Here is an 18,692-nt window from a genome sequence, read left to right on the forward strand (position 1 = left end):
GATCAGCCCAGGTTGTCCTGAATCACGCTCAACACTTTGCGCGCCACTTCAGCCGGCGCAACGGTATTGATGTTTTTCTCGACGGTGACTTGTACCGTGTCGCCAACCTTGCTCAGGCGAACCTGATAACGCTCGGCGCGGGCTTCGACTTCTTCTTTGGCGGGTTTGCTGCCAAACAGCTTGCCGAAGAAACCTGGTTCGTCGTTTTTCTTCTCGGCTTTTTCAGCGAGGTTGATGTAGTACAGGCCCAGGCTGCGGTTGATGTCTTCAACACGCCATTCGCCATGCTCCAGCGCACGACCGACACTCGACCAGGCGCGATCGAGGTCTTCGCCGAGGTTGAGCACCACGTTACCACTACCGTCTTCGGTGAGGCTGACGCGGTTAGGCGTATCGAAATCACGCGCGGCCAACAACGATACCGAACCACCCTTCTCGGAGCTGCGGCTCATGCTGGCAAGCATTTCGTCGACCAGTGCGGCGTCCAGACCGGTATTGACCGAACGGCTGGTGAAATCCACATTGGTCGTGCTGCCGGCTGGACGCTCGGCACTGACCACATAGACCTCACTGGTGTTGCGCTGCACGCCCGGCTCGATACGAACCCGCACACGGGTTTCGCTGCCGGATGCCACTCCGGCACTGCTCAGGCGTTTGGCCATCGAGGCGGAAAGCTCGTCGGAATGCTGCCAGGCGGTGGTGAACTCGCCGGTTTTCGGACGCTGTTCATCGAGACGGAAACCGTTATCCTGGAAGAACTGCACGGCCACTGGCCAGACTTCAGCGGGTGGACGCTGGGCCATGACCCAGCGCGAGTCAGCGCTTTTCTGCAGGCTGTAGTCGCTGGCCTCGGCCACGGCCGACAACGGCTGTGGACGCGGTACTACGTATTCGCCCTTGGTGGTGTCGTCGGCCACGTTACGCGGGATCGGCAACAGCGGGTCGAAACGCTTGGAAGTGCTGACATTCGGCGGCAATTGCATTGGCGCAGTTTGTTTCGACTCCAGATAATCGCTACCGCGGTCACGGAAGTAGCCTTCCGAGCCCCAAAGCCAGCCGCAGCCACTGGTGCTGGAAATAATCAAGGCAAGTGCGGAAAGTCCGGCCAATCGCTTCATGCGTAGTACTTCCTCAATTAAACCAATACGCCGGACTGGCGCATGGCCTGTCGCAGCGGTTCGTGACAGGCAGCACTGAGCCAGGTGAGCGGCAGACGGATACCGTCCGGCATCAGGCCCATCTCGTGCAGGGCCCATTTCACGGGAATAGGGTTGGATTCGATAAACAGGGTTTTATTGAGTGGCATCAGCTTTTCGTGGATCGCACGGGCAGTCACGGCATCGCCACGCATTGCAGCGGCGCACAGATCGCTCATGGCACGCGGGGCAACGTTGGCGGTTACCGAGATGTTGCCTTTGCCGCCGAGCAGCATCAGCTCGACCGCGGTCGCGTCGTCACCGGAGTACACCAGGAAGTCGCTGCTCACGCCGGCCAGGATGTCCTTGGCGCGCTGCAGATCACCAGTGGCTTCTTTGATGCCGATGATATTCGGCACGGTAGACAGGCGGATCACCGTCTCGGCCAGCATGTCGCACGCAGTACGGCCCGGTACGTTATAGAGAATCTGCGGGATATCGACCGCTTCGGCGATGGTGCGGAAGTGCTGATACAAACCTTCTTGCGTCGGTTTGTTGTAGTAAGGCGTTACCAGCAGGCACGCGTCGGCGCCAGCGTTCTTCGCATTGGTAGTCAGTTCGATCGCTTCGCGCGTCGAATTGGCGCCTGTGCCGGCGATTACCGGGATACGCCCTGCAACTTGAGCTACCACGCGACGAATCACTTCGATGTGTTCGTTCACATCAAGGGTGGCCGACTCACCTGTAGTGCCGACCGCCACGATGGCGTTGGTGCCCTCTTGCAGGTGGAAGTCCACCAGTTTGCTCAGACTGTCCCAATCGAGACGACCCTGTGCATCCATGGGTGTGACCAGTGCCACCATACTGCCCGCAATCATGCAACCGCTCCTGCCGGAAAAAGAGAACGGTAATGGTACTGGCGCCAAGATGCTTGTACAAGCGAAGTACTACGCTCGCGCCATTCCCCTGAGCGATGGTTTTCGCTACCCTTCAGACTTTGATCGGTACTGATAAGCTTGTACGCCGGGTTCCAGCCTCCCTTTTCGGCATCCGAAGCCCTCGATTCCCCGTTGCCACCCCTCGCTCTCGTCTCACTGGAGCTCGTCGCAACCTCTGGATTCAGGGTTTCTGAATTCGTATCCGGACGCTCGCCCCCCAGTACTCGAGCCCGTAAAGTATCGACCGCTCATCGTATTAGGAATGCTGCATGTCCACCCCCACAGTCCGCGAACAATTCCTTGTCATCAGTGCCCTCGGCGCCAACCCCATGGAGCTGACTAACGTCCTGTGCCGCGCCAGCCATGAAAATCGCTGCGCCGTGGTGACCTCCCGCCTGACTCGCCATGGCGAATGCAGCGCGTTGGTCCTGCAGATTTCAGGCAGCTGGGACGCCCTGGCGCGCCTGGAAGCCGGCTTGCCCTCTCTTGCCAAGAAGCACGCTTTCACCGTTAACGTAGTGCGTAGCGCTGCGCTGGAAAATCGTCCCGAGGCATTGCCTTATGTGGCGTATGTCAGTTCGGCCTATCGCTCGGATATCGTCAACGAGCTGTGCCAGTTCTTCATCGACCATCACGTCGAGCTGGAAAACCTGACCTGCGACACCTACCAGGCCCCGCAAACCGGCGGCACCATGCTTAACGCAACGTTCACCGTGACCTTGCCGGCCGGCGTGCAAATCAGCTGGCTACGCGACCAGTTCCTGGATTTTGCCGACGCGCTGAACCTCGATGCGCTGATCGAACCGTGGCGCCCTCAGAACCCAATGTAAGGAAACTTTCATGGCCGTTGCTATCGACCAACCCGTTGCTGACTTCGAAGCGCCTGCCACCAGCGGGCAAACCGTCAGCCTCGCAGGACTCAAAGGCAAACAAGTGGTGATCTACTTCTACCCGAAGGACAGCACACCCGGCTGCACCACTGAAGGTCAGGGTTTTCGTGATCAGTACCCCGAGTTCAAGGCTGCCAACACCGAAGTGTTCGGCGTGTCCCGCGACAGCTTGAAGTCCCACGAGAACTTCAAGTGCAAGCAGGAGTTTACGTTCGAACTGATCAGCGACAAGGACGAGGCCCTCTGCCAACTGTTCGATGTGATCAAACTGAAAAAGCTCTACGGCAAGGAGTACATGGGCGTAGACCGCAGCACTTTCCTGATCGACAAGGATGGCGTCCTGCGTCAGGAATGGCGCGGTGTGAAAGTACCCGGCCATGTGGATACCGTGCTGGCTGCAGCCCAGACCCTCAACAAGATCTGATCCTGTTTAAGCGATGGGCTGTCCGCCAGGACGCCATCGCGGGCAAACCCTAGAGCAAGGGCGCTACAACCGGCTCCTTGCTCGGCCAGGCATCCAGCACCGCCTTGAACAGGGTAGCCAGAGGAATTGCGAAGAAAATCCCCCAGAAGCCCCACAACCCGCCAAACAACAGCACCGCACAGATGATCGCCACCGGATGCAGGTTGACCGCCCCCGAAAACAGCAGCGGCACCAGCACGTTGCCGTCCAGCGTCTGAATAATCCCGTACACCGCCATCAGATAAATGAACTGATCGCTCCAGCCCCACTGGAACAGCGCAATCAGCATCACCGGCACGGTCACTACTACCGCGCCGACGTAGGGCACCACGACCGAAATCCCGACCAACAGCGCGAGCAATGCCGCATAGTTCAGACCCAGCGTCACAAAGGCAATGTAAGTAATGCCGCCGCAAATAAAGATTTCGATAACCTTGCCGCGAATGTAATTGGCGATCTGACGATTCATTTCCTGCGCAACCCGGGTGATCAACGCTCGCTCGCGGGGCAGATAGCCACGAACCCATTGCCCGATCATTTCCCGGTCCTTGAGGAAGAAAAACACCAGGATCGGCACCAGAACCAGGTAGATCATGATGTTGACCAGCAACGGCAGACTGGACAGCGAGAACGTCAGCGCCCATTGACCGAACTTGCCAATCTCACCGCGTGCCACTTCGATGGCCTGCAACACCTGCTCGTCGGACACCAGATGCGGATAACGCTCCGGCAGCAGCAATAGCAGTGATTGCCACTTGGCGAGCATGCCCGGTAACTCGTTGAACAAGGTGATCAACTGATGCCAGAGCAACGGCACGACCACCACGATGAACACCAGCAGCACGCCCATGAACAAGGCGAACACCGTACCCACCGCTGCCCCGCCGGGCAAACTCAGGCGTTCAAGCGTGCTGACCAGCCCTTGCATCAGGTAGGCCAGCACCATACCCGCCAACACCGGCGCCAGCATGCCACCCAAGGTCAGTACTGCAGTAAAAGCCAGAAACAAGAGAACGGCCAGGACCACGGCCTCCTCATCGGAAAAGTAGCGCTGAATCCAGTCGCGTAACACTTTGAACATCAATGATCCTTATAAATGAGCGCTGCAGGTTTCAGGCTTTACGCAGCCAATAGCGATAGACGCCGTCGTCATCTTCTTCTCGAAGCAGCGTATGACCTGCCAAACGGGCAAAGGTGCGGAAATCGCGCTGGGAACCTGCGTCAGTAGCAATCACCTTGAGCACCGCACCGCTGGCCAGGCGATTGAGTTCCAGCTTGGCCTTGAGCAATGGCAACGGGCAGTTCAAGCCGCTGGCATCAAGTTCGGCGTCGTGCGTTAAAGCGTCGGTCATTACTTTGCTCCTGACAGGCATTCAAGCCGCCTAGAATATCTGGTCCCAAGCCAAGTGTCCGGCTACAGTAGGCTCTTTGTCGACTAAGGCTTTGTGCATGACCTTTTTGCGCCCTACCCTGCTGACGCTCGCCTGCCTGCTCGCCTCACCAGGCTTCGCCGACGACCTGCCGTCACTCGGTGACGCCAGCTCTGCCATCGTCTCACCGCAACAGGAGCACCAATTGGGCCGTGCCTGGCTGGCGCTGTTGCGCAGCCAGGTGTCGCAGCTCAACGACCCGCAACTCAAGGACTACGTCGAGTCCAGCGTCTATAAACTGGTGGAAACCAGCCAGGTCAATGACCGGCGTCTGGAGTTCATTCTGATCAATAGCCCGCAACTCAACGCCTTTGCGGCGCCGGGCGGGATCGTAGGGGTCAACGGCGGGCTATTTCTCAATGCCCAGACCGAAGGCGAATATGCGTCGGTGCTGGCTCACGAATTGGCTCACTTGTCGCAACGCCACTTTGCTCGCGGCGTAGAAGCCCAGCAACGCCTGCAAGTGCCAATGATGGCAGCCTTGCTGGCCGGGATCGTGATCGCGGCCGCCGGTGCCGGTGATGCCGGGATTGCGACCATCGCCGGTACCCAGGCTGCGGCGGTTCAGGAACAGCGACGCTTCTCGCGCCAGAACGAACAGGAAGCCGACCGCATTGGCATTCTCAACCTGGAAAAAGCCGGTTACGACCCGCGCTCCATGCCAACCATGTTCGAAAGGCTCATGCGCCAGTACCGCTTCGATGCCAAACCGCCGGAATTCCTGCTGACTCACCCGGTCACCGAATCGCGGATCGCCGATACCCGCAACCGTGCTGAACAATCCAAACCAGGCGGCACCGAAGACAGCCTGCGCTATCAATTGATTCGCGCACGGGTCCAGTTGAACTACGAAGGAACCCCGGGGCTGGGCGCCAAACGCTTCCGTGCTCAACTCGATGAAAACCCGAACAATGAGGTGGCCCGCTACGGCCTGGCGATCGCCCAGATCAAAGGCAGTCAGTTCAATGAGGCACGAGAGAACCTCAAACAACTGCTGGCCAAATCACCGAACGACATCACCTATAACCTGGCGCAGATTGACCTGGACATCACCAACAACCGCCTGCCAGATGCACAATCACGAGTCGATCGGATGCTCAAGCAGTATCCGGGCAACTATCCGCTGAACCAAGTGCGTGTTGAATTGCTGCTCAAGCAGAACCACCCCGCTGACGCCGAAAAAGCGCTCGAGGCTCTGCTCAAGACCCGTCCGGACGATCCGGATGTCTGGTACATGGTGGCGGAAACCCGCGGGCTATCTGGCAACATCATTGGCCTGCATCAAGCCCGTGCCGAATACTTCGCGCTGGTCGGCGATTACCGGCAGGCGATTCAGCAACTCGACTTTGCCAAACGCCGCGCTGGCACCAACTTCCCCCTGTCCTCAAGAATCGATGCCCGACAAAGGGAGCTGATGGACCAGGAGCAAATGATCAAAGACATGATGCGCTGACCTTTATCCCGCCCACAAAAAAAACCCGTCTCTTTCGAGACGGGCTTTTTAATGCCGCGAATAACCGGTTACCCGGTTATTCAGCCAGTTTGAAGGTAATGAAGCTGGCACGACCTTGACGTAGAACCCGCATCGACACCGAACGATTCTTCGGCAGCGCCTTGGCGATCTCGGTAAATTCCTTGGCCGAACCAATTGCCTGGTTATTCAAGTGAGTAATCACGTCGCCCGGCTGCAAGCCGATCAAGGCGGCAGGACCATCCTGAACTTCCTTGATGACTACACCACCCTTGAGGTCGTAGGTCTTCTTCTGCTCATCGGTCAGCTCAACCACGGCAACACCCAAACGGTTGCTGCTGCGCTCGACACCGGATTTAGGCAGGGCGTCCAACTCTTTACCTTCTTCAGGAATAGCGCCAACGGTCAGCTCGACGTTTTTGCGCTTGCCCTCACGGACGACTTCAAGCTTAGCCTTGGAGCCAGCCTTGAGTGCGCCCACCAGATGCGGCAGATCCGCAGACATGACAATCGGCTGATCATTCATGCTCAGGATCACGTCGCCCACTTGCAGGCCACCCTTGGCCGCCGGGCCGCCATCCTGGATCTGTGCCACCAGCGCACCGGCGGGCTTCTCCAGACCGAAGGACTCTGCCAGGTCTTTGTTCACTTCCTGGATCACCACCCCCAGCCAGCCACGGCTGACTTTGCCGCCGCTCTTCAGCTGATTGGAAACGTCCATCGCAACATCGATCGGGATAGCGAACGACACGCCCATGAAGCCGCCGGAACGGGTGAATATCTGCGAGTTGATCCCGACCACTTCACCGGCAAGGTTGAACAGCGGACCGCCGGAGTTACCCGGATTGATCGGCACGTCAGTCTGGATGAACGGCACATAGTTTTCGTTCGGCAGACTACGACCGATGGCGCTGACGATGCCTTGGGTCACAGTGTGATCAAAACCAAACGGCGAGCCGATAGCGACAACCCATTGCCCGGCTTTCAAGTCCTGGGATTTGCCCAGCTTCAGAACCGGTAGATCCTTGCCTTCGATCTTCAGCAGCGCCACATCGGAACGCGGATCAGTGCCGATCAACTTGGCTTTCAACTCACTGCGATCAGCCAGCCGCACGACGATTTCATCCGCATCGGCGATCACATGGTTGTTGGTCAGGATGTAGCCGTCAGGCGAGATAATGAAACCCGAACCCAGCGATCGGGCTTCGCGCTGACGATCACCACGTGGCGAACGCGGCTGCGGCATGCCGTGCTCGAAGAACTCGCGCAACATCGGTGGCAAGCCTTCCAGATCAGGCATTTGAGCCGAATCGGAGACCTTGCGATCAGGGAGTTTTTGGGTGGTGCTGATATTCACCACCGCGGGCGAAGCTTGTTCGACCAGCTGCGTGAAGTCAGGAAGCTCAGCCGCCTGGGCGGCGACCGTCTGACCCAGCAACAACACAGTGGCGACAATGGATAGATAAGACTTCAAACGTGGTATCGACATACGGCTCCCGTTACAACGAGCATGGTTAAGCGATATGGAGCAAGAAACACCGGGAAAATATACGCCGGTACTTTTGTTCCGGGAACAACAAACAAGGCCAGAGCCGAGGACTCTGACCTATAGAAAAATTCTGGATTCTTTGCAAGTTGAAATACTCACCAAATATTTCGACATCTCAATTGTGGAGTAGACATTGCTGAACTCTTGCACAACCAAACGCTTTGATGAGCATTACTTCAGCCGCTCACTGCTTGGACGCAGTGGCATCGGTGCGCATGGAAAGCGCAATCCGCTCAGCGGTGCCGATCGGTATCTCGCCAACCACCGTCACCATCACCTCACCCTCCGGCGTGGTCAGTCGTCGCGAAACCGCAACGGTCGGGCCTAGCTGAGTTCGGGTATCGGTGACTACCGCACCGTTGAGTGGCTCAAGGAACACCGAGAATCGTGCCAGGCCATCGTCATACATCAGACTATTGACCAGTATCTTCGTGTCCGGATCCTTGCGGGCAGCGCTGCTGGTCAATTCGAATCCTGGTGGCAACCAGTCTGAATGCCAAGCCTGCGCAGTCTTCACTGCCGAAGCCTTGTCGCTGTCGAGAACCACAGGCTTGCACTCGGCACTGGCTTGCAGCTCGCCGTCCTTGGGCACATCACCAGTATTGAGCTGGGTAAACTGGAACCGCTCAAGCAATTGCCCTTTGTCATTCAACAGCAATGACTTCAACGGCAAGCCTGTTTCACGGTCCAGATGGAGTTCGAAACCATACCGATGCTGATCACGAGGAGTCAGCGAAACTATGACTGCCGGTCGACCGGCCACGCGCGACCTGCCAATAACGGCAAGGTCATACCAATTCTTGAGCTTTTGTGGATCAAGTGCACGAGCGGTAGAGTTGGGAGCATCTCCAAGCCCTGCTATCAGTGTGCCACTGACGCATTGAGTATGCCCATCAATGCGCACGACCTCCTGAGCTGAGCCGTCGAGCTGAATCAAACGCTCGAGGACCTTGCCATCCTGGACGCGGTGCCAGATGTGATGGGAAGAAAAACTACCGTTACGCTCGTAAACGAAAGTACCGTGAAAGCTTTGCTGTTGCTCGGCCTGCCCCAGACGGGTCAACCAGTCCTGGGCTTCATCGGCATGGGCTGGAACAATGAACCAGCCACCAAGCAGAAGCGTAAGTAGAGGTATGGCGCGCATGATCCTCCTTAGCGGTTTTCCAGGCTTGCCGCACGGGCATAAGGCAGAGCGCTTTCAGTGCCTTTCAGTGCAGCTTGTTGAGCATGTTGACGCAAGTAGCCTGGCAGACGCTGATCATGCCAGCCTGGCTGACCTTGCAGCACACCATTGGTCATAGGACCAGCGGCTTCCGAGCTCTCACTATAGCCTGCCAACACCGCTGGTCCCTTAATTTGCGGAACAGCCAGACCTGGTTGAGTCGATTGCTGAGCCAATTCGACTCCCGCAATCTCATCGTGGTTATACAGGCGTACACCCGCCAGCACGGCAACCGTCACCGAAGCGGCAACAGCCAGACGACCCAGGCTGCGCCATGGACCACGAGTCGCTTTTACCGGTACGGTTTCATCTGCCAGAGCCGCAGAAACTGCTGCAGCGATGTCCAGACGAGGGAGCAACAAGTCCTTGTGCATCGCTGCCCGAGCGATTTGGTAACGAGCCCAGGTGTCGCGGGTTTCAACATCGTCAAATGCATTCAATACCCGACGTAATTCCAGTTCGTCCGCTTCGTTATCCATCACTGCGGACAGCGATTCCTGCAGGGCTTCACGACTCATGGCGGTTCCTCTCTTGGCTATCGCCGCTGTCTCGGTTATTCCTGCAACAACGGCTGCAGGGCTTTATCGATGGCTTCCCGAGCACGGAAAATCCGGGAACGCACGGTACCCACCGGACACTGCATGACGCTCGCAATGTCCTCGTAACTCAGACCATCGAATTCACGTAAAGTTAACGCCGTACGTAAATCTTCTGGCAGTTGCTGAATGGTTCGATGGACGGTGCCTTCGATCTCATCGCGCAGTAATGCACGCTCCGGCGACTCGAGATCCTTGAGGCCATGATCGCCGTCGTAGAACTCCGCATCTTCAGAACTGACATCGCTATCCGGCGGCCGACGGCCGCGTGAAACCAGATAGTTCTTCGCCGTGTTGATGGCGATACGGTACAGCCACGTATAAAACGCACTGTCGCCACGAAAATTGCCAAGTGCACGATAAGCCTTGATAAAAGCTTCTTGTGCGACATCCTGGGCTTCATGGGTGTCGTGCACGAAACGCACGATCAACCCGAGAATTTTGTGCTGGTATTTCAGCACTAGCAGATCGAAAGCTCGCTTGTCGCCGCGTTGAACGCGCTCTACAAGCTGCTGATCCTCTTCCTGGGTTAGCATGAACACTCCTCGTTAAACTCGGAGGAGGCTTGCATTACCAAACGATCTAGCCTGCAAACATAGACTCGGGTTTTTCGCAAAAGTTCTCCCCCTCCAAGCAAGTTTCCTGCGTGCTCTGATTTGGCACGCACGAAAAGCGCAGCTCGGGCAATGCCGGCCGCGCGAATAATCCTGTCGTCGAAACCACCTGCAAAGACCGGTACACAAATCCGGCATAGCTCCGACACTCTCCCCCTCCTTCGGGCAACCTACTATTGAGCCTGCCCACCCGGCAAAAGTTCCACATTTTTATAGCTGCGCATAACGAACATTGTGCAACCGTGAGGAGAAAAACACCGCTTCGTCCTCGATATGGTCGTCTATTCGTCGATTTACCGGAAAATCAACCGACACACCGTCAGTCTGATGACAGTCTTTTCAGTCACAGTAGTTTCACAATGCCACGAAGGCCCGACTATTGTGCCGATCCCCCCCTCTATATACTAGTGGGCTGTATGGCTGCCTAGACTCGCCGATCCAGGTGTCTTGCGCCAACCCCGACCCGGGTCGCTTTGAGCGGAATCCTGAAATGAGCCAACAGTTTCAACACGATGTACTGGTAATAGGTAGCGGCGCTGCCGGCTTGAGCCTTGCGCTGACCTTGCCCGGTCATCTGCGCATTGCCGTATTGAGCAAAGGCGACCTCGCCAATGGCTCGACATTCTGGGCCCAGGGCGGCGTTGCTGCCGTGCTGGATGACACCGACACCGTTGAGTCCCATGTCGATGACACGCTCAATGCTGGCGGCGGCCTGTGCCATGAAGACGCCGTACGCTTTACTGTCGAGCATAGCCGAGAGGCGATTCAATGGCTGATCGATCAGGGCGTGCCCTTCACCCGCGATGAACAGTCCGGCACCGAAGACGGTGGTTTCGAGTTCCACCTGACCCGCGAAGGCGGCCACAGTCATCGACGGATCATCCACGCCGCAGATGCCACTGGCGCGGCAATTTTCAAAACCTTGCTGGACCAGGCAAAACAACGGCCAAATATCGAACTGCTGGAACAACGAGTCGCAGTCGATCTGATCACTGAAAAGCGCCTGGGCCTTGGCGGCGACCGTTGCCTTGGTGCCTACGTGCTCAACCGCGGCACCGGCGAAGTCGACACCTTTGGCGCGCGCTTCACCATTCTCGCCTCCGGTGGCGCAGCAAAAGTCTATCTCTATACCAGCAACCCTGACGGCGCCTGCGGTGATGGCATCGCAATGGCCTGGCGCTCGGGTTGCCGGGTGGCAAATCTGGAATTCAATCAGTTCCACCCCACCTGCCTCTATCACCCACAAGCCAAGAGCTTTCTGATTACCGAAGCCCTGCGCGGCGAAGGTGCGCACCTGAAGCTGCCGAACGGCGAACGCTTCATGCAGCGCTTCGACCCTCGAGCCGAACTGGCGCCGCGCGACATCGTCGCCCGCGCCATCGACCATGAGATGAAGCGTCTGGGCATCGATTGCGTATACCTGGATATCAGTCACAAGCCGCAAGCATTCATCAAGACCCACTTCCCGACCGTCTATGAGCGCTGCCTGGAATTTTCCATCGACATCACCAAGCAGCCGATCCCGGTTGTCCCGGCGGCGCACTACACCTGCGGCGGAGTGATGGTCGATCAACAAGGCCGCACCGATGTGCCGGGCCTGTACGCCATCGGCGAAACCAGCTTCACCGGCCTGCACGGGGCCAACCGCATGGCCAGCAACTCGCTGCTGGAGTGTTTTGTCTACGCCCGCTCGGCGGCCGCGGACATACTTGAGCAGTTGCCGAAAATCCAGGCGCCTCTGGCCCTGCCCGCCTGGGATGCCAGCCAGGTCACCGATTCCGATGAAGACGTGATCATTGCGCACAACTGGGATGAGTTGCGGCGCTTCATGTGGGACTACGTCGGTATCGTGCGCACCAACAAACGCCTGCAACGAGCGCAGCATCGTGTGCGTTTGCTGCTGGACGAGATTGACGAGTTCTACAGTAACTACAAGGTCAGCCGGGATCTGATCGAATTGCGCAACCTGGCTCAGGTTGCCGAATTGATGATCCGCTCAGCCATGGAGCGCAAGGAAAGCCGCGGCCTGCATTACACCCTCGACTACCCGAATATGCTGCCGGTTGCCCTCGACACTATTCTGGTGCCGCCCACCTACGCCGACTGAACTTGAGCCGAACCCGCAGGCGCCGGTGCACATCCGCCGCCTGCGAGTCATGCGGCACACAGATCGCCCGCACGCGCCGCTCACCGCGCAAACGAAAACGCAGCACGACGATCACTGGCAATGCCAGGCTGTCGGGCCGCAACTGTGCGGCCTGCCAGCCATGGGCGGCATTCCAGAGTTGCCAGCCATCGGCATTACGGCGCAAACCGGTAAACGAGGCGCGATGAGTCAATAAAATTTGCCGCGGTAGCGCCCACAGGCCATGGGCCAGGCACAGTACAACGCCGGGCAGACTCGCCCAGATCGGTATAGCGAGAAGAGATAGCGAACCCAGCGTGAGCAGCTGAGCCAGAAGATACGCCGCCAGCAATTGCCGTGAGGCATGCCAGCGGCATTCGAAATGATTACTTGGGCTGGACACGGTCCAGAATCATCCGGACCATGCGCTGCAACTCAGGATCTTGCGATTCGGTACGTTCCATGAACCAGCCGAACATGTCCTGATCTTCACACTCAAGCAACTTGCGATAGCATTCGCGGTCTTCAGCATTCAAATGCGGGTAGACCTCTTTCACGAATGGCACCAGCAACACGTCCAGCTCAAGCATGCCGCGACGGCTATGCCAGTAGAGGCGATTGAGTTCAACATCTTCGACCATGGAGCGCTCCTCAAATAGAGCGCAAGTATACAGGGGGCGGCTGCGACGAACAGTCGGCTTTGGTCGGGCACTACCTATCCTTTGTAAACTACCCATTTCAAGGGCGCCCCCTTATGATGTCCCCCAGACTTTTTACCCTGTGATGACCCATGGCTGATTCCGCATTTTTCTGCATCTTGTCTCACGAAGGCGTTCTTGCCGTTCGTGGCCCGGACGCCAGCAAATTCCTTCAGGGGCAACTGACCTGCAACCTCAATTACCTGAGCGAAACCCAGGCCAGTCTCGGCGCACGCTGCACCCAGAAGGGCCGTATGCAATCGAGCTTTCGCATCCTGCTTGAAGGCGACGGCTGCCTGCTGGCGATGGCAACCGAGCTCCTGGAACCGCAACTGACGGACTTGAAAAAGTACGCTGTATTCTCCAAATCCAAACTAACCGACGACAGCGCATCCTGGGTTCGCTTCGGACTCGGCCAGGCGGACGCCGCTCTGTCGGCCCTGGGTCTTGATCTGCCACAAGAAACCGACGCAGTGGCGCGTGGTAATGGTTTGATCGCGATTCGCGTGTCCCCCGACAGAGCCGAACTCTGGGCTGCTGCGGATCAAGCCCAAACCCTGCGTGGTCAATTGTCCGGGCAACTGGTCGAAGGCGATCTGAATCAGTGGTTGCTGGGGCAAGTTCGCGCCGGCATCGGCCAGGTCATGCCGAGCACCCGTGAGTTGTTCATTCCGCAAATGCTCAACCTGCAAGCCGTTGGCGGCGTGAGTTTCAAGAAAGGCTGCTACACCGGCCAGGAAATCGTCGCGCGCATGCAGTACCTGGGCAAGCTCAAGCGTCGTCTGTATCGACTGCAACTGGACGCGGCCGAGCTGCCTGAGCCCGGCACGCCGCTGTTTTCCCCAAGCCACGGTAGTTCCATCGGCGAAGTGGTCATCGCCGCCGGTGCCGGACAAAACGTTGAACTGCTGGCGGTGCTGCAAGCCGAAGCAGCAGAAGGTGGCATCATCCATCTTGGCGCCCTTGAAGGCCCCGCCCTGCAACTGCTCGATCTGCCTTACCAACTGGACCGTGATCGCGAAATCCAGCGTTAATTGCAGCACCTTTTTTGCAATACCCTAGAGAACAGAAATGAGCGAGCTGGCGGAAAAGGTCCAACAGGATTTGGTTGAGGCCATCGATAACGATGACCTGGTTCTGCCAACGTTACCGGAAGTGGCCCTCAGGATTCGCAAGGCCGCTGAAGACCCGGAAATCAGTGTCAGCACCCTGAGCAAAGTGATTGGCCGCGATACGGCGCTGTCTGCGCGTCTGATCAAAGTGGTCAACAGCCCTTTGCTGCGCGCAACCCAGGAAGTGACCGATCTGCATACGGCGATCACCCGGCTGGGCGTCAACTACAGCAGTAACCTCGCCATCGGCCTGGTCATGGAACAGATTTTCCATGCCCGCTCCGAAGTGGTGGCGCAGAAAATGCACGATGTCTGGCGCAAGAGCCTGGAAGTGGCCGGAGTCAGTTATGCCCTGTGCCGCAGCCATACTCAATTGAAGCCGGATCAGGCGGCCCTCGGCGGGCTGGTGCATCAGATCGGCGTACTGCCGATTCTGACCTACGCCGAAGATCACTATGAGTTGTTGTCGGACCCGGTCAGCCTCAACCATGTGATCGAGCGCATTCACCCGTTGCTCGGCGACAAGCTGCTCAGGGTCTGGGAGTTTCCCGAAATGCTGGTAAAGCTGCCGGGGCAATACCTCGACTTCAAGCGCCGGTCGGAGCGGGTTGATTATGTCGATCTGGTGCAGATTGCCACGCTGTATTGCCACAAAGACACCGATCACCCGCTCGCCAGAATCGATGTCCTCAGCGTGCCGGCCCTCAAAAGGCTGGGCATCGATCCCGAGAACAAAACGATGTGCAGCGATCTGGAAGAGTCGCGTTCAATGTTTTATTAAACCGGATTTTTGTATCAAGGCGGCTATTGCATCGCGGGCAAGGACTGACAGCACAAGCATTCAGCCTTACCCCGCGATAAAACTCACCCGCACCTTCAAGCCGGCCTGCGCGCCGTCGTGCAGGCTGATCTGCGCCAGGTGAGCGCGGCAGATTTCGCCAACAATCGCCAACCCCAAGCCGGAGCCCGCGACCTGCTGATTACGCCGATAGAAGCGCTCGAACACCCGATCACGCTCCTCAAGCGGGATCCCCGGTCCGTCGTCCTCGACTTCCAGCACGGCTGGAGCGGTGACCCGCAGGATCACGTTGCCACCTGATGGCGTGTGGGCCAGAGCGTTGTCCACCAGATTGCTCAATAGCTCATTCAACAGTGTTGGCTCGCCGCGCAGCCACACCGGCTCGTCGGCTTCCAGGGCCAACGCCACGCCGCGCGCATGAGCCAGTGGCGCCATGGCCATACCCAGTTCGCGGGCCAACTGACTGAGATCCAGCAATTGTGCGCCACCCTCGGCAATCGCCCGCGCACCGTTTTCAACGCGAGCCAGGGAAAGCAATTGATTGGCCAGATGAGTCAAACGATCAGTGCCTTGGGCGGCGCTCTCTAAAGTGTTTCGCCAGATTTCCGGCTCCTTGGCGCGCAGACCCAATTCAAGGCGTGCCTTTAGTGCCGCCAGCGGTGTGCGCAACTCATGGGCCGCATCGGCAATGAACTGCGCCTGACGCTCGAACTGCCCACGCAAACGCTCGGTAAAGTGATTGAGTGCCCGCACCAACGGCCACAGTTCCCGCTGCACCTGCACCAGTGGCAAGGACCGCAGATCATCCGACTGACGCTCTTCCACCGCCGTGCGCAAACGCTCCAACGGGCGCAAAGCCGCACTGACCGCAAACCACACCAGCAGCAGCGCGCCCATCGCCAGCAGGCCCAGCCGCAACAAGGTATCGGCCATCAGACTGCGAGCCATTCTGACTCGCGCCTCATCGGTTTCCGCCACACGAATTTCCGCCATGCCGTTCATGTTCGGATCACTGACGGGCTTGAGCAGGCTCACCACTCGCACGTTCTGCCCTTGATAGGTGGCATTGTAGAAGCGCGCCAGCGCCGGATAATCGTCGGTACGCGGCGTACCTGGCGGTGGGCCGGGCAGGTTTTCGTAGCCGGAAATCAGCTTCTGATGAGTATCATTGACCTGGTAGTAAATCCGCCCGGCGCTGTCATAAGCGAAGGTATCGAGGGCGACGTAAGGCACATCGGCACTCAGACCTCCATCGCGCTGGGACAGGCCGGCGGCGATAGTCCGAGCCGAGGCCAGCAAGGTCCGGTCATAAGCGGTGTCGGCAGCTTCCCGACCGTTCCAGTAAGCGCTCAAGCCACTGGCCACCATCAACACCACCAGCAACAGCGCGAGGTTCCACAGTAACCGCCAACGCAGACTGCCGGGCTTATGCATCGCGGCTTTCCAACAAGTAGCCAAGCCCCCTGAAGGTCACGATTGCCACTGGCTGCCCATCGAGCTTCTTGCGCAAGCGGTGGACGTAGATTTCGATGGCGTCAGGGCTGGCTTCTTCGTCCAGACCAAACACCTGCGAAGCAAGCTGCTCCTTGCTCATCACCCGACCGGGCCTGGCGATCAGCGCCTCGAGCACCGCCTGTTCGCGGGAAGTCAGGGTGAGCAATTCATCGCCCAGGGTGAAGCGCCGCGTATCCAGGTCATACACCAGCACGCCGCAACGCTGCTGGCGCTCGCCACCCAGCACACTGCGACGCAGCAGCGCCTTGACCCGCGCTTCAAGCTCCGTGAGTTCAAAGGGTTTTGCCAGGTAATCGTCGGCGCCGAGGTTGAGTCCATGAACCCGATCCTTGACGTCGCTGCGGGCGGTCAACATCAGCACCGGCAGGTTTTTCCCACGAGCGCGCAATCGCGCCAGCACCTCGAAACCGTCCATGCGCGGCAAGCCCACGTCGAGAACCGCCACCGCGTATTCCTCGCTGCTCAAGGCCAGGTCGGCGGCCACTCCATCGTGCAGCACATCGACGGTCAGACCGGTGCTTTTCAGCGCCTGGGCGACACTTTCGGCTAACTGAAGATGGTCTTCGACAAGAAGAACACGCATGGATCACTACCTCATTCAGGAACGGTCGACACCATTCTTTGGCGCGGAGTTTACAGCCGCACCCGCCGCTGTGAAGCCTGAAAACAGTGAAAGTCTGCTGAAAGGTTAGCGAAAGGTAGGCCCGTTAGAGTCCAGCCGCGGACAGTTTCGACTGCCGTGACTATTGAAGATCAGTTAGAAAAACGCCACGAAGCGTTTTCGCCAATAAGAACAATAACGGAGTACTTCACAATGCTGTCCATGCAGCCTCAGGCTCGTCCGCCTGCTCGTTTTTCCCGCCTTGGCCAGACCGCCCTTGCCAGTGCCGCCACCCTCGCCGGCTTTTCGCCGTTAAGCCAGGCAGCCTTCTTCGAAGACAGTAGCGCCACGTTCGAAACCCGCAATATGTATTTCAACCGCGACTTTCGCGATGGCACCAGCGCCCAGCAATCCAAGCGTGACGAATGGGCTCAGGGCTTCATGCTCAACCTGCAATCGGGTTACACCGAAGGCACCGTAGGTTTCGGTGTCGACGCACTGGGTATGCTCGGGGTCAAACTCGACTCCAGCCCCGACCGCACCGGCACCGGCCTGTTGCCAATCCATGATGATGGGCGTGCCGCAAACGAGTACTCCAAACTCGGCCTGACCGGCAAGGTGAAGATCTCCGCCACCGAACTCAAGATCGGCAGCCTGATCCCGGAACTGCCGATCCTCAAGCCCAACGACGGGCGCATCCTGCCGCAGACCTTCGAGGGCGGCCTGCTGACCTCCAGGGAAATCAAGAACCTGACCTTCACCGGCGGACGTCTGGACAAGGCCAAGGATCGCGATGACACCAACTACGAGGACATCGCCCTCAACAACAAGAACAGCCGCTTTGTGTCGGGTGCCACTGGCAAGCATTTCGACTTCGGCGGTGTAGATTACAAGTTCACCGACAAAATCACCGGCAGCTACCACTACGCCCAACTTGATGACGTGTACAAGCAGCACTTCGTCGGCGTGGTCGCGTCGCAACCGTTCGGCCCCGGCACTTTCGCCACCGACCTGCGTCTGGCCATCAGTGACGACCAGGGCGCAGCCCGTGGCGGCAAGATCGACAATAAATCCCTCAACGGTCTGGTCAGCTATGCCTTGAACGGGCATAAACTCAGTGCCGGCTATCAGCACATGTCCGGCGATAGCGCCTTTCCCTATGTCGATGGCAGTGATCCGTACCTGGTCAACTTCGTCCAGATCAACGACTTTGCCGGCGCCGAAGAACGCTCATGGCAGGCCCGCTACGACTTTGACTTCGCCAGGCTGGGCATTCCCGGCCTGAGTTTCATGAGCCGTTACATCAGCGGTGACAACATCAAGTTGAAAAACGGCGAGACTGGTAAAGAGTGGGAACGCAACAGCGAGATCAGATACGTCGTGCAAAGCGGCACCTTGAAAAACGTTGCCGTGCGCCTGCGCAACGCCACTTACCGTTCCAACTACTCTGCCCGCGATGCCGATGAAGTGCGTTTGCTGGTGAGCTACAGCGTTGATCTTTGGTAATCGCCTCATCCAATAACAACAATAGGG

At 58.2% G+C, this 18,692-nt stretch carries 19 protein-coding genes; 7 read left to right on the forward strand and 12 right to left on the reverse strand.

The window, feature by feature from the left end:
- Positions 1–2: 2 nt before the first annotated feature.
- Positions 3–1,118, reverse strand: a complete 1,116-nt coding sequence (gene bamC, locus AC07W5_RS23235; protein ID WP_495024410.1) for an NlpB/DapX family lipoprotein — start codon at positions 1,116–1,118, stop codon at positions 3–5.
- A gap of 17 nt (positions 1,119–1,135) precedes the next feature.
- Positions 1,136–2,014 (reverse strand): 4-hydroxy-tetrahydrodipicolinate synthase, encoded by an 879-nt coding sequence (dapA, locus tag AC07W5_RS23240; RefSeq protein WP_419115066.1) that lies wholly within the window; start codon positions 2,012–2,014, stop codon positions 1,136–1,138.
- Between the two features lie 329 nt (positions 2,015–2,343).
- On the opposite strand from dapA, the gene AC07W5_RS23245 reads away from it, so the two are divergent.
- The gene (locus AC07W5_RS23245; protein ID WP_419115067.1) at positions 2,344–2,904 is read left to right on the forward strand and encodes a glycine cleavage system transcriptional repressor; all 561 of its coding nucleotides are present in this window, start codon (positions 2,344–2,346) and stop codon (positions 2,902–2,904) included.
- 10 nt (positions 2,905–2,914) lie between these two features.
- Positions 2,915–3,388, forward strand: coding sequence for a peroxiredoxin (locus tag AC07W5_RS23250; protein WP_495011586.1), 474 nt, complete (start codon positions 2,915–2,917; stop codon positions 3,386–3,388).
- Between the two features lie 49 nt (positions 3,389–3,437).
- Here AC07W5_RS23250 and AC07W5_RS23255 read toward each other — a convergent pair whose 3' ends face one another.
- Both AC07W5_RS23255 and AC07W5_RS23260 read right to left on the reverse strand, forming a co-directional pair.
- Positions 3,438–4,508 (reverse strand): AI-2E family transporter, encoded by a 1,071-nt coding sequence (locus AC07W5_RS23255; RefSeq protein ID WP_494994544.1) that lies wholly within the window; start codon positions 4,506–4,508, stop codon positions 3,438–3,440.
- 31 nt (positions 4,509–4,539) lie between these two features.
- Positions 4,540–4,779, reverse strand: a complete 240-nt coding sequence (locus AC07W5_RS23260) for a sulfurtransferase TusA family protein (RefSeq protein ID WP_494994543.1) — start codon at positions 4,777–4,779, stop codon at positions 4,540–4,542.
- A gap of 97 nt (positions 4,780–4,876) precedes the next feature.
- On the opposite strand from AC07W5_RS23260, the gene AC07W5_RS23265 reads away from it, so the two are divergent.
- Positions 4,877–6,310, forward strand: coding sequence for a M48 family metalloprotease (locus AC07W5_RS23265; RefSeq protein ID WP_494994542.1), 1,434 nt, complete (start codon positions 4,877–4,879; stop codon positions 6,308–6,310).
- 76 nt (positions 6,311–6,386) lie between these two features.
- Here the strand turns inward: AC07W5_RS23265 and AC07W5_RS23270 are convergent, their stop codons facing one another.
- From AC07W5_RS23270 to rpoE, 4 genes are all read right to left on the reverse strand, one after another.
- On the reverse strand, positions 6,387–7,817 hold the full coding sequence (locus AC07W5_RS23270) for a DegQ family serine endoprotease (protein WP_494994541.1): 1,431 nt from the start codon (positions 7,815–7,817) through the stop codon (positions 6,387–6,389).
- Positions 7,818–8,061: 244 nt separating this feature from the next.
- Positions 8,062–9,021 carry a MucB/RseB C-terminal domain-containing protein gene (locus AC07W5_RS23275; protein WP_494994540.1) on the reverse strand — a complete coding sequence of 320 codons (960 nt, stop codon included), beginning with the start codon at positions 9,019–9,021 and terminating at the stop codon, positions 8,062–8,064.
- 8 nt (positions 9,022–9,029) lie between these two features.
- Positions 9,030–9,617 carry a sigma-E factor negative regulatory protein gene (locus AC07W5_RS23280; protein WP_494994539.1) on the reverse strand — a complete coding sequence of 196 codons (588 nt, stop codon included), beginning with the start codon at positions 9,615–9,617 and terminating at the stop codon, positions 9,030–9,032.
- Between the two features lie 35 nt (positions 9,618–9,652).
- Positions 9,653–10,231 (reverse strand): RNA polymerase sigma factor RpoE/AlgU, encoded by a 579-nt coding sequence (gene rpoE / locus AC07W5_RS23285; RefSeq protein WP_494994538.1) that lies wholly within the window; start codon positions 10,229–10,231, stop codon positions 9,653–9,655.
- A 568-nt stretch (positions 10,232–10,799) separates the two neighbouring features.
- Here rpoE and nadB point away from each other — a divergent pair.
- The gene (gene nadB / locus AC07W5_RS23290) at positions 10,800–12,416 is read left to right on the forward strand and encodes an L-aspartate oxidase (RefSeq protein WP_494994537.1); all 1,617 of its coding nucleotides are present in this window, start codon (positions 10,800–10,802) and stop codon (positions 12,414–12,416) included.
- Here the strand turns inward: nadB and AC07W5_RS23295 are convergent.
- Positions 12,385–12,837: a protein YgfX gene (locus tag AC07W5_RS23295; RefSeq protein ID WP_494994536.1), complete on the reverse strand. Its 453-nt coding sequence runs from the start codon at positions 12,835–12,837 to the stop codon at positions 12,385–12,387. The two genes, nadB and AC07W5_RS23295, sit on opposite strands and share 32 nt — an antisense overlap.
- Positions 12,821–13,075, reverse strand: coding sequence for an FAD assembly factor SdhE (locus AC07W5_RS23300; protein ID WP_494994535.1), 255 nt, complete (start codon positions 13,073–13,075; stop codon positions 12,821–12,823). Before AC07W5_RS23300 ends, AC07W5_RS23295 begins: the two co-directional genes overlap by 17 nt.
- A 149-nt stretch (positions 13,076–13,224) precedes the next feature.
- Between AC07W5_RS23300 and ygfZ the strand changes: the two genes are divergently transcribed.
- Together ygfZ and AC07W5_RS23310 are read left to right on the forward strand one after the other, a co-directional pair.
- The gene (gene ygfZ, locus AC07W5_RS23305; RefSeq protein WP_494994534.1) at positions 13,225–14,166 is read left to right on the forward strand and encodes a CAF17-like 4Fe-4S cluster assembly/insertion protein YgfZ; all 942 of its coding nucleotides are present in this window, start codon (positions 13,225–13,227) and stop codon (positions 14,164–14,166) included.
- Between the two features lie 37 nt (positions 14,167–14,203).
- Positions 14,204–15,025: an HDOD domain-containing protein gene (locus tag AC07W5_RS23310; RefSeq protein WP_495024411.1), complete on the forward strand. Its 822-nt coding sequence runs from the start codon at positions 14,204–14,206 to the stop codon at positions 15,023–15,025.
- A 66-nt stretch (positions 15,026–15,091) separates the two neighbouring features.
- On the opposite strand, the gene AC07W5_RS23315 is transcribed toward AC07W5_RS23310, so the two are convergent.
- Together AC07W5_RS23315 and AC07W5_RS23320 are read right to left on the reverse strand one after the other, a co-directional pair.
- Positions 15,092–16,477 (reverse strand): sensor histidine kinase, encoded by a 1,386-nt coding sequence (locus AC07W5_RS23315; protein WP_494994532.1) that lies wholly within the window; start codon positions 16,475–16,477, stop codon positions 15,092–15,094.
- Positions 16,470–17,141, reverse strand: coding sequence for a response regulator (locus tag AC07W5_RS23320; protein WP_494994531.1), 672 nt, complete (start codon positions 17,139–17,141; stop codon positions 16,470–16,472). The genes AC07W5_RS23315 and AC07W5_RS23320 overlap by 8 nt, the downstream gene beginning before the upstream one ends.
- Before the next feature lie 231 nt (positions 17,142–17,372).
- Between AC07W5_RS23320 and AC07W5_RS23325 the strand changes: the two genes are divergently transcribed.
- Entirely contained in the window at positions 17,373–18,665 is a 1,293-nt protein-coding gene (locus AC07W5_RS23325) for an OprD family porin (protein ID WP_495024412.1), read from the forward strand.
- The last annotated feature ends 27 nt before the right edge of the window (positions 18,666–18,692 follow it).

Source organism: Pseudomonas sp. GW821-FHT01E05 (genome assembly GCF_059422425.1).

Coding starts and splice junctions, on each gene's coding strand:
- bamC (WP_495024410.1), bottom strand. CDS start 1,118: ATGAAGCGATTGGCCGGACTTTCCGCACTTGCCTTGATTATTTCCAGC.
- dapA (WP_419115066.1), bottom strand. CDS start 2,014: ATGATTGCGGGCAGTATGGTGGCACTGGTCACACCCATGGATGCACAG.
- AC07W5_RS23245 (WP_419115067.1), top strand. CDS start 2,344: ATGTCCACCCCCACAGTCCGCGAACAATTCCTTGTCATCAGTGCCCTC.
- AC07W5_RS23250 (WP_495011586.1), top strand. CDS start 2,915: ATGGCCGTTGCTATCGACCAACCCGTTGCTGACTTCGAAGCGCCTGCC.
- AC07W5_RS23255 (WP_494994544.1), bottom strand. CDS start 4,508: ATGTTCAAAGTGTTACGCGACTGGATTCAGCGCTACTTTTCCGATGAG.
- AC07W5_RS23260 (WP_494994543.1), bottom strand. CDS start 4,779: ATGACCGACGCTTTAACGCACGACGCCGAACTTGATGCCAGCGGCTTG.
- AC07W5_RS23265 (WP_494994542.1), top strand. CDS start 4,877: ATGACCTTTTTGCGCCCTACCCTGCTGACGCTCGCCTGCCTGCTCGCC.
- AC07W5_RS23270 (WP_494994541.1), bottom strand. CDS start 7,817: ATGTCGATACCACGTTTGAAGTCTTATCTATCCATTGTCGCCACTGTG.
- AC07W5_RS23275 (WP_494994540.1), bottom strand. CDS start 9,021: ATGCGCGCCATACCTCTACTTACGCTTCTGCTTGGTGGCTGGTTCATT.
- AC07W5_RS23280 (WP_494994539.1), bottom strand. CDS start 9,617: ATGAGTCGTGAAGCCCTGCAGGAATCGCTGTCCGCAGTGATGGATAAC.
- rpoE (WP_494994538.1), bottom strand. CDS start 10,231: ATGCTAACCCAGGAAGAGGATCAGCAGCTTGTAGAGCGCGTTCAACGC.
- nadB (WP_494994537.1), top strand. CDS start 10,800: ATGAGCCAACAGTTTCAACACGATGTACTGGTAATAGGTAGCGGCGCT.
- AC07W5_RS23300 (WP_494994535.1), bottom strand. CDS start 13,075: ATGGTCGAAGATGTTGAACTCAATCGCCTCTACTGGCATAGCCGTCGC.
- ygfZ (WP_494994534.1), top strand. CDS start 13,225: ATGGCTGATTCCGCATTTTTCTGCATCTTGTCTCACGAAGGCGTTCTT.
- AC07W5_RS23310 (WP_495024411.1), top strand. CDS start 14,204: ATGAGCGAGCTGGCGGAAAAGGTCCAACAGGATTTGGTTGAGGCCATC.
- AC07W5_RS23315 (WP_494994532.1), bottom strand. CDS start 16,477: ATGCATAAGCCCGGCAGTCTGCGTTGGCGGTTACTGTGGAACCTCGCG.
- AC07W5_RS23320 (WP_494994531.1), bottom strand. CDS start 17,141: ATGCGTGTTCTTCTTGTCGAAGACCATCTTCAGTTAGCCGAAAGTGTC.
- AC07W5_RS23325 (WP_495024412.1), top strand. CDS start 17,373: ATGCTGTCCATGCAGCCTCAGGCTCGTCCGCCTGCTCGTTTTTCCCGC.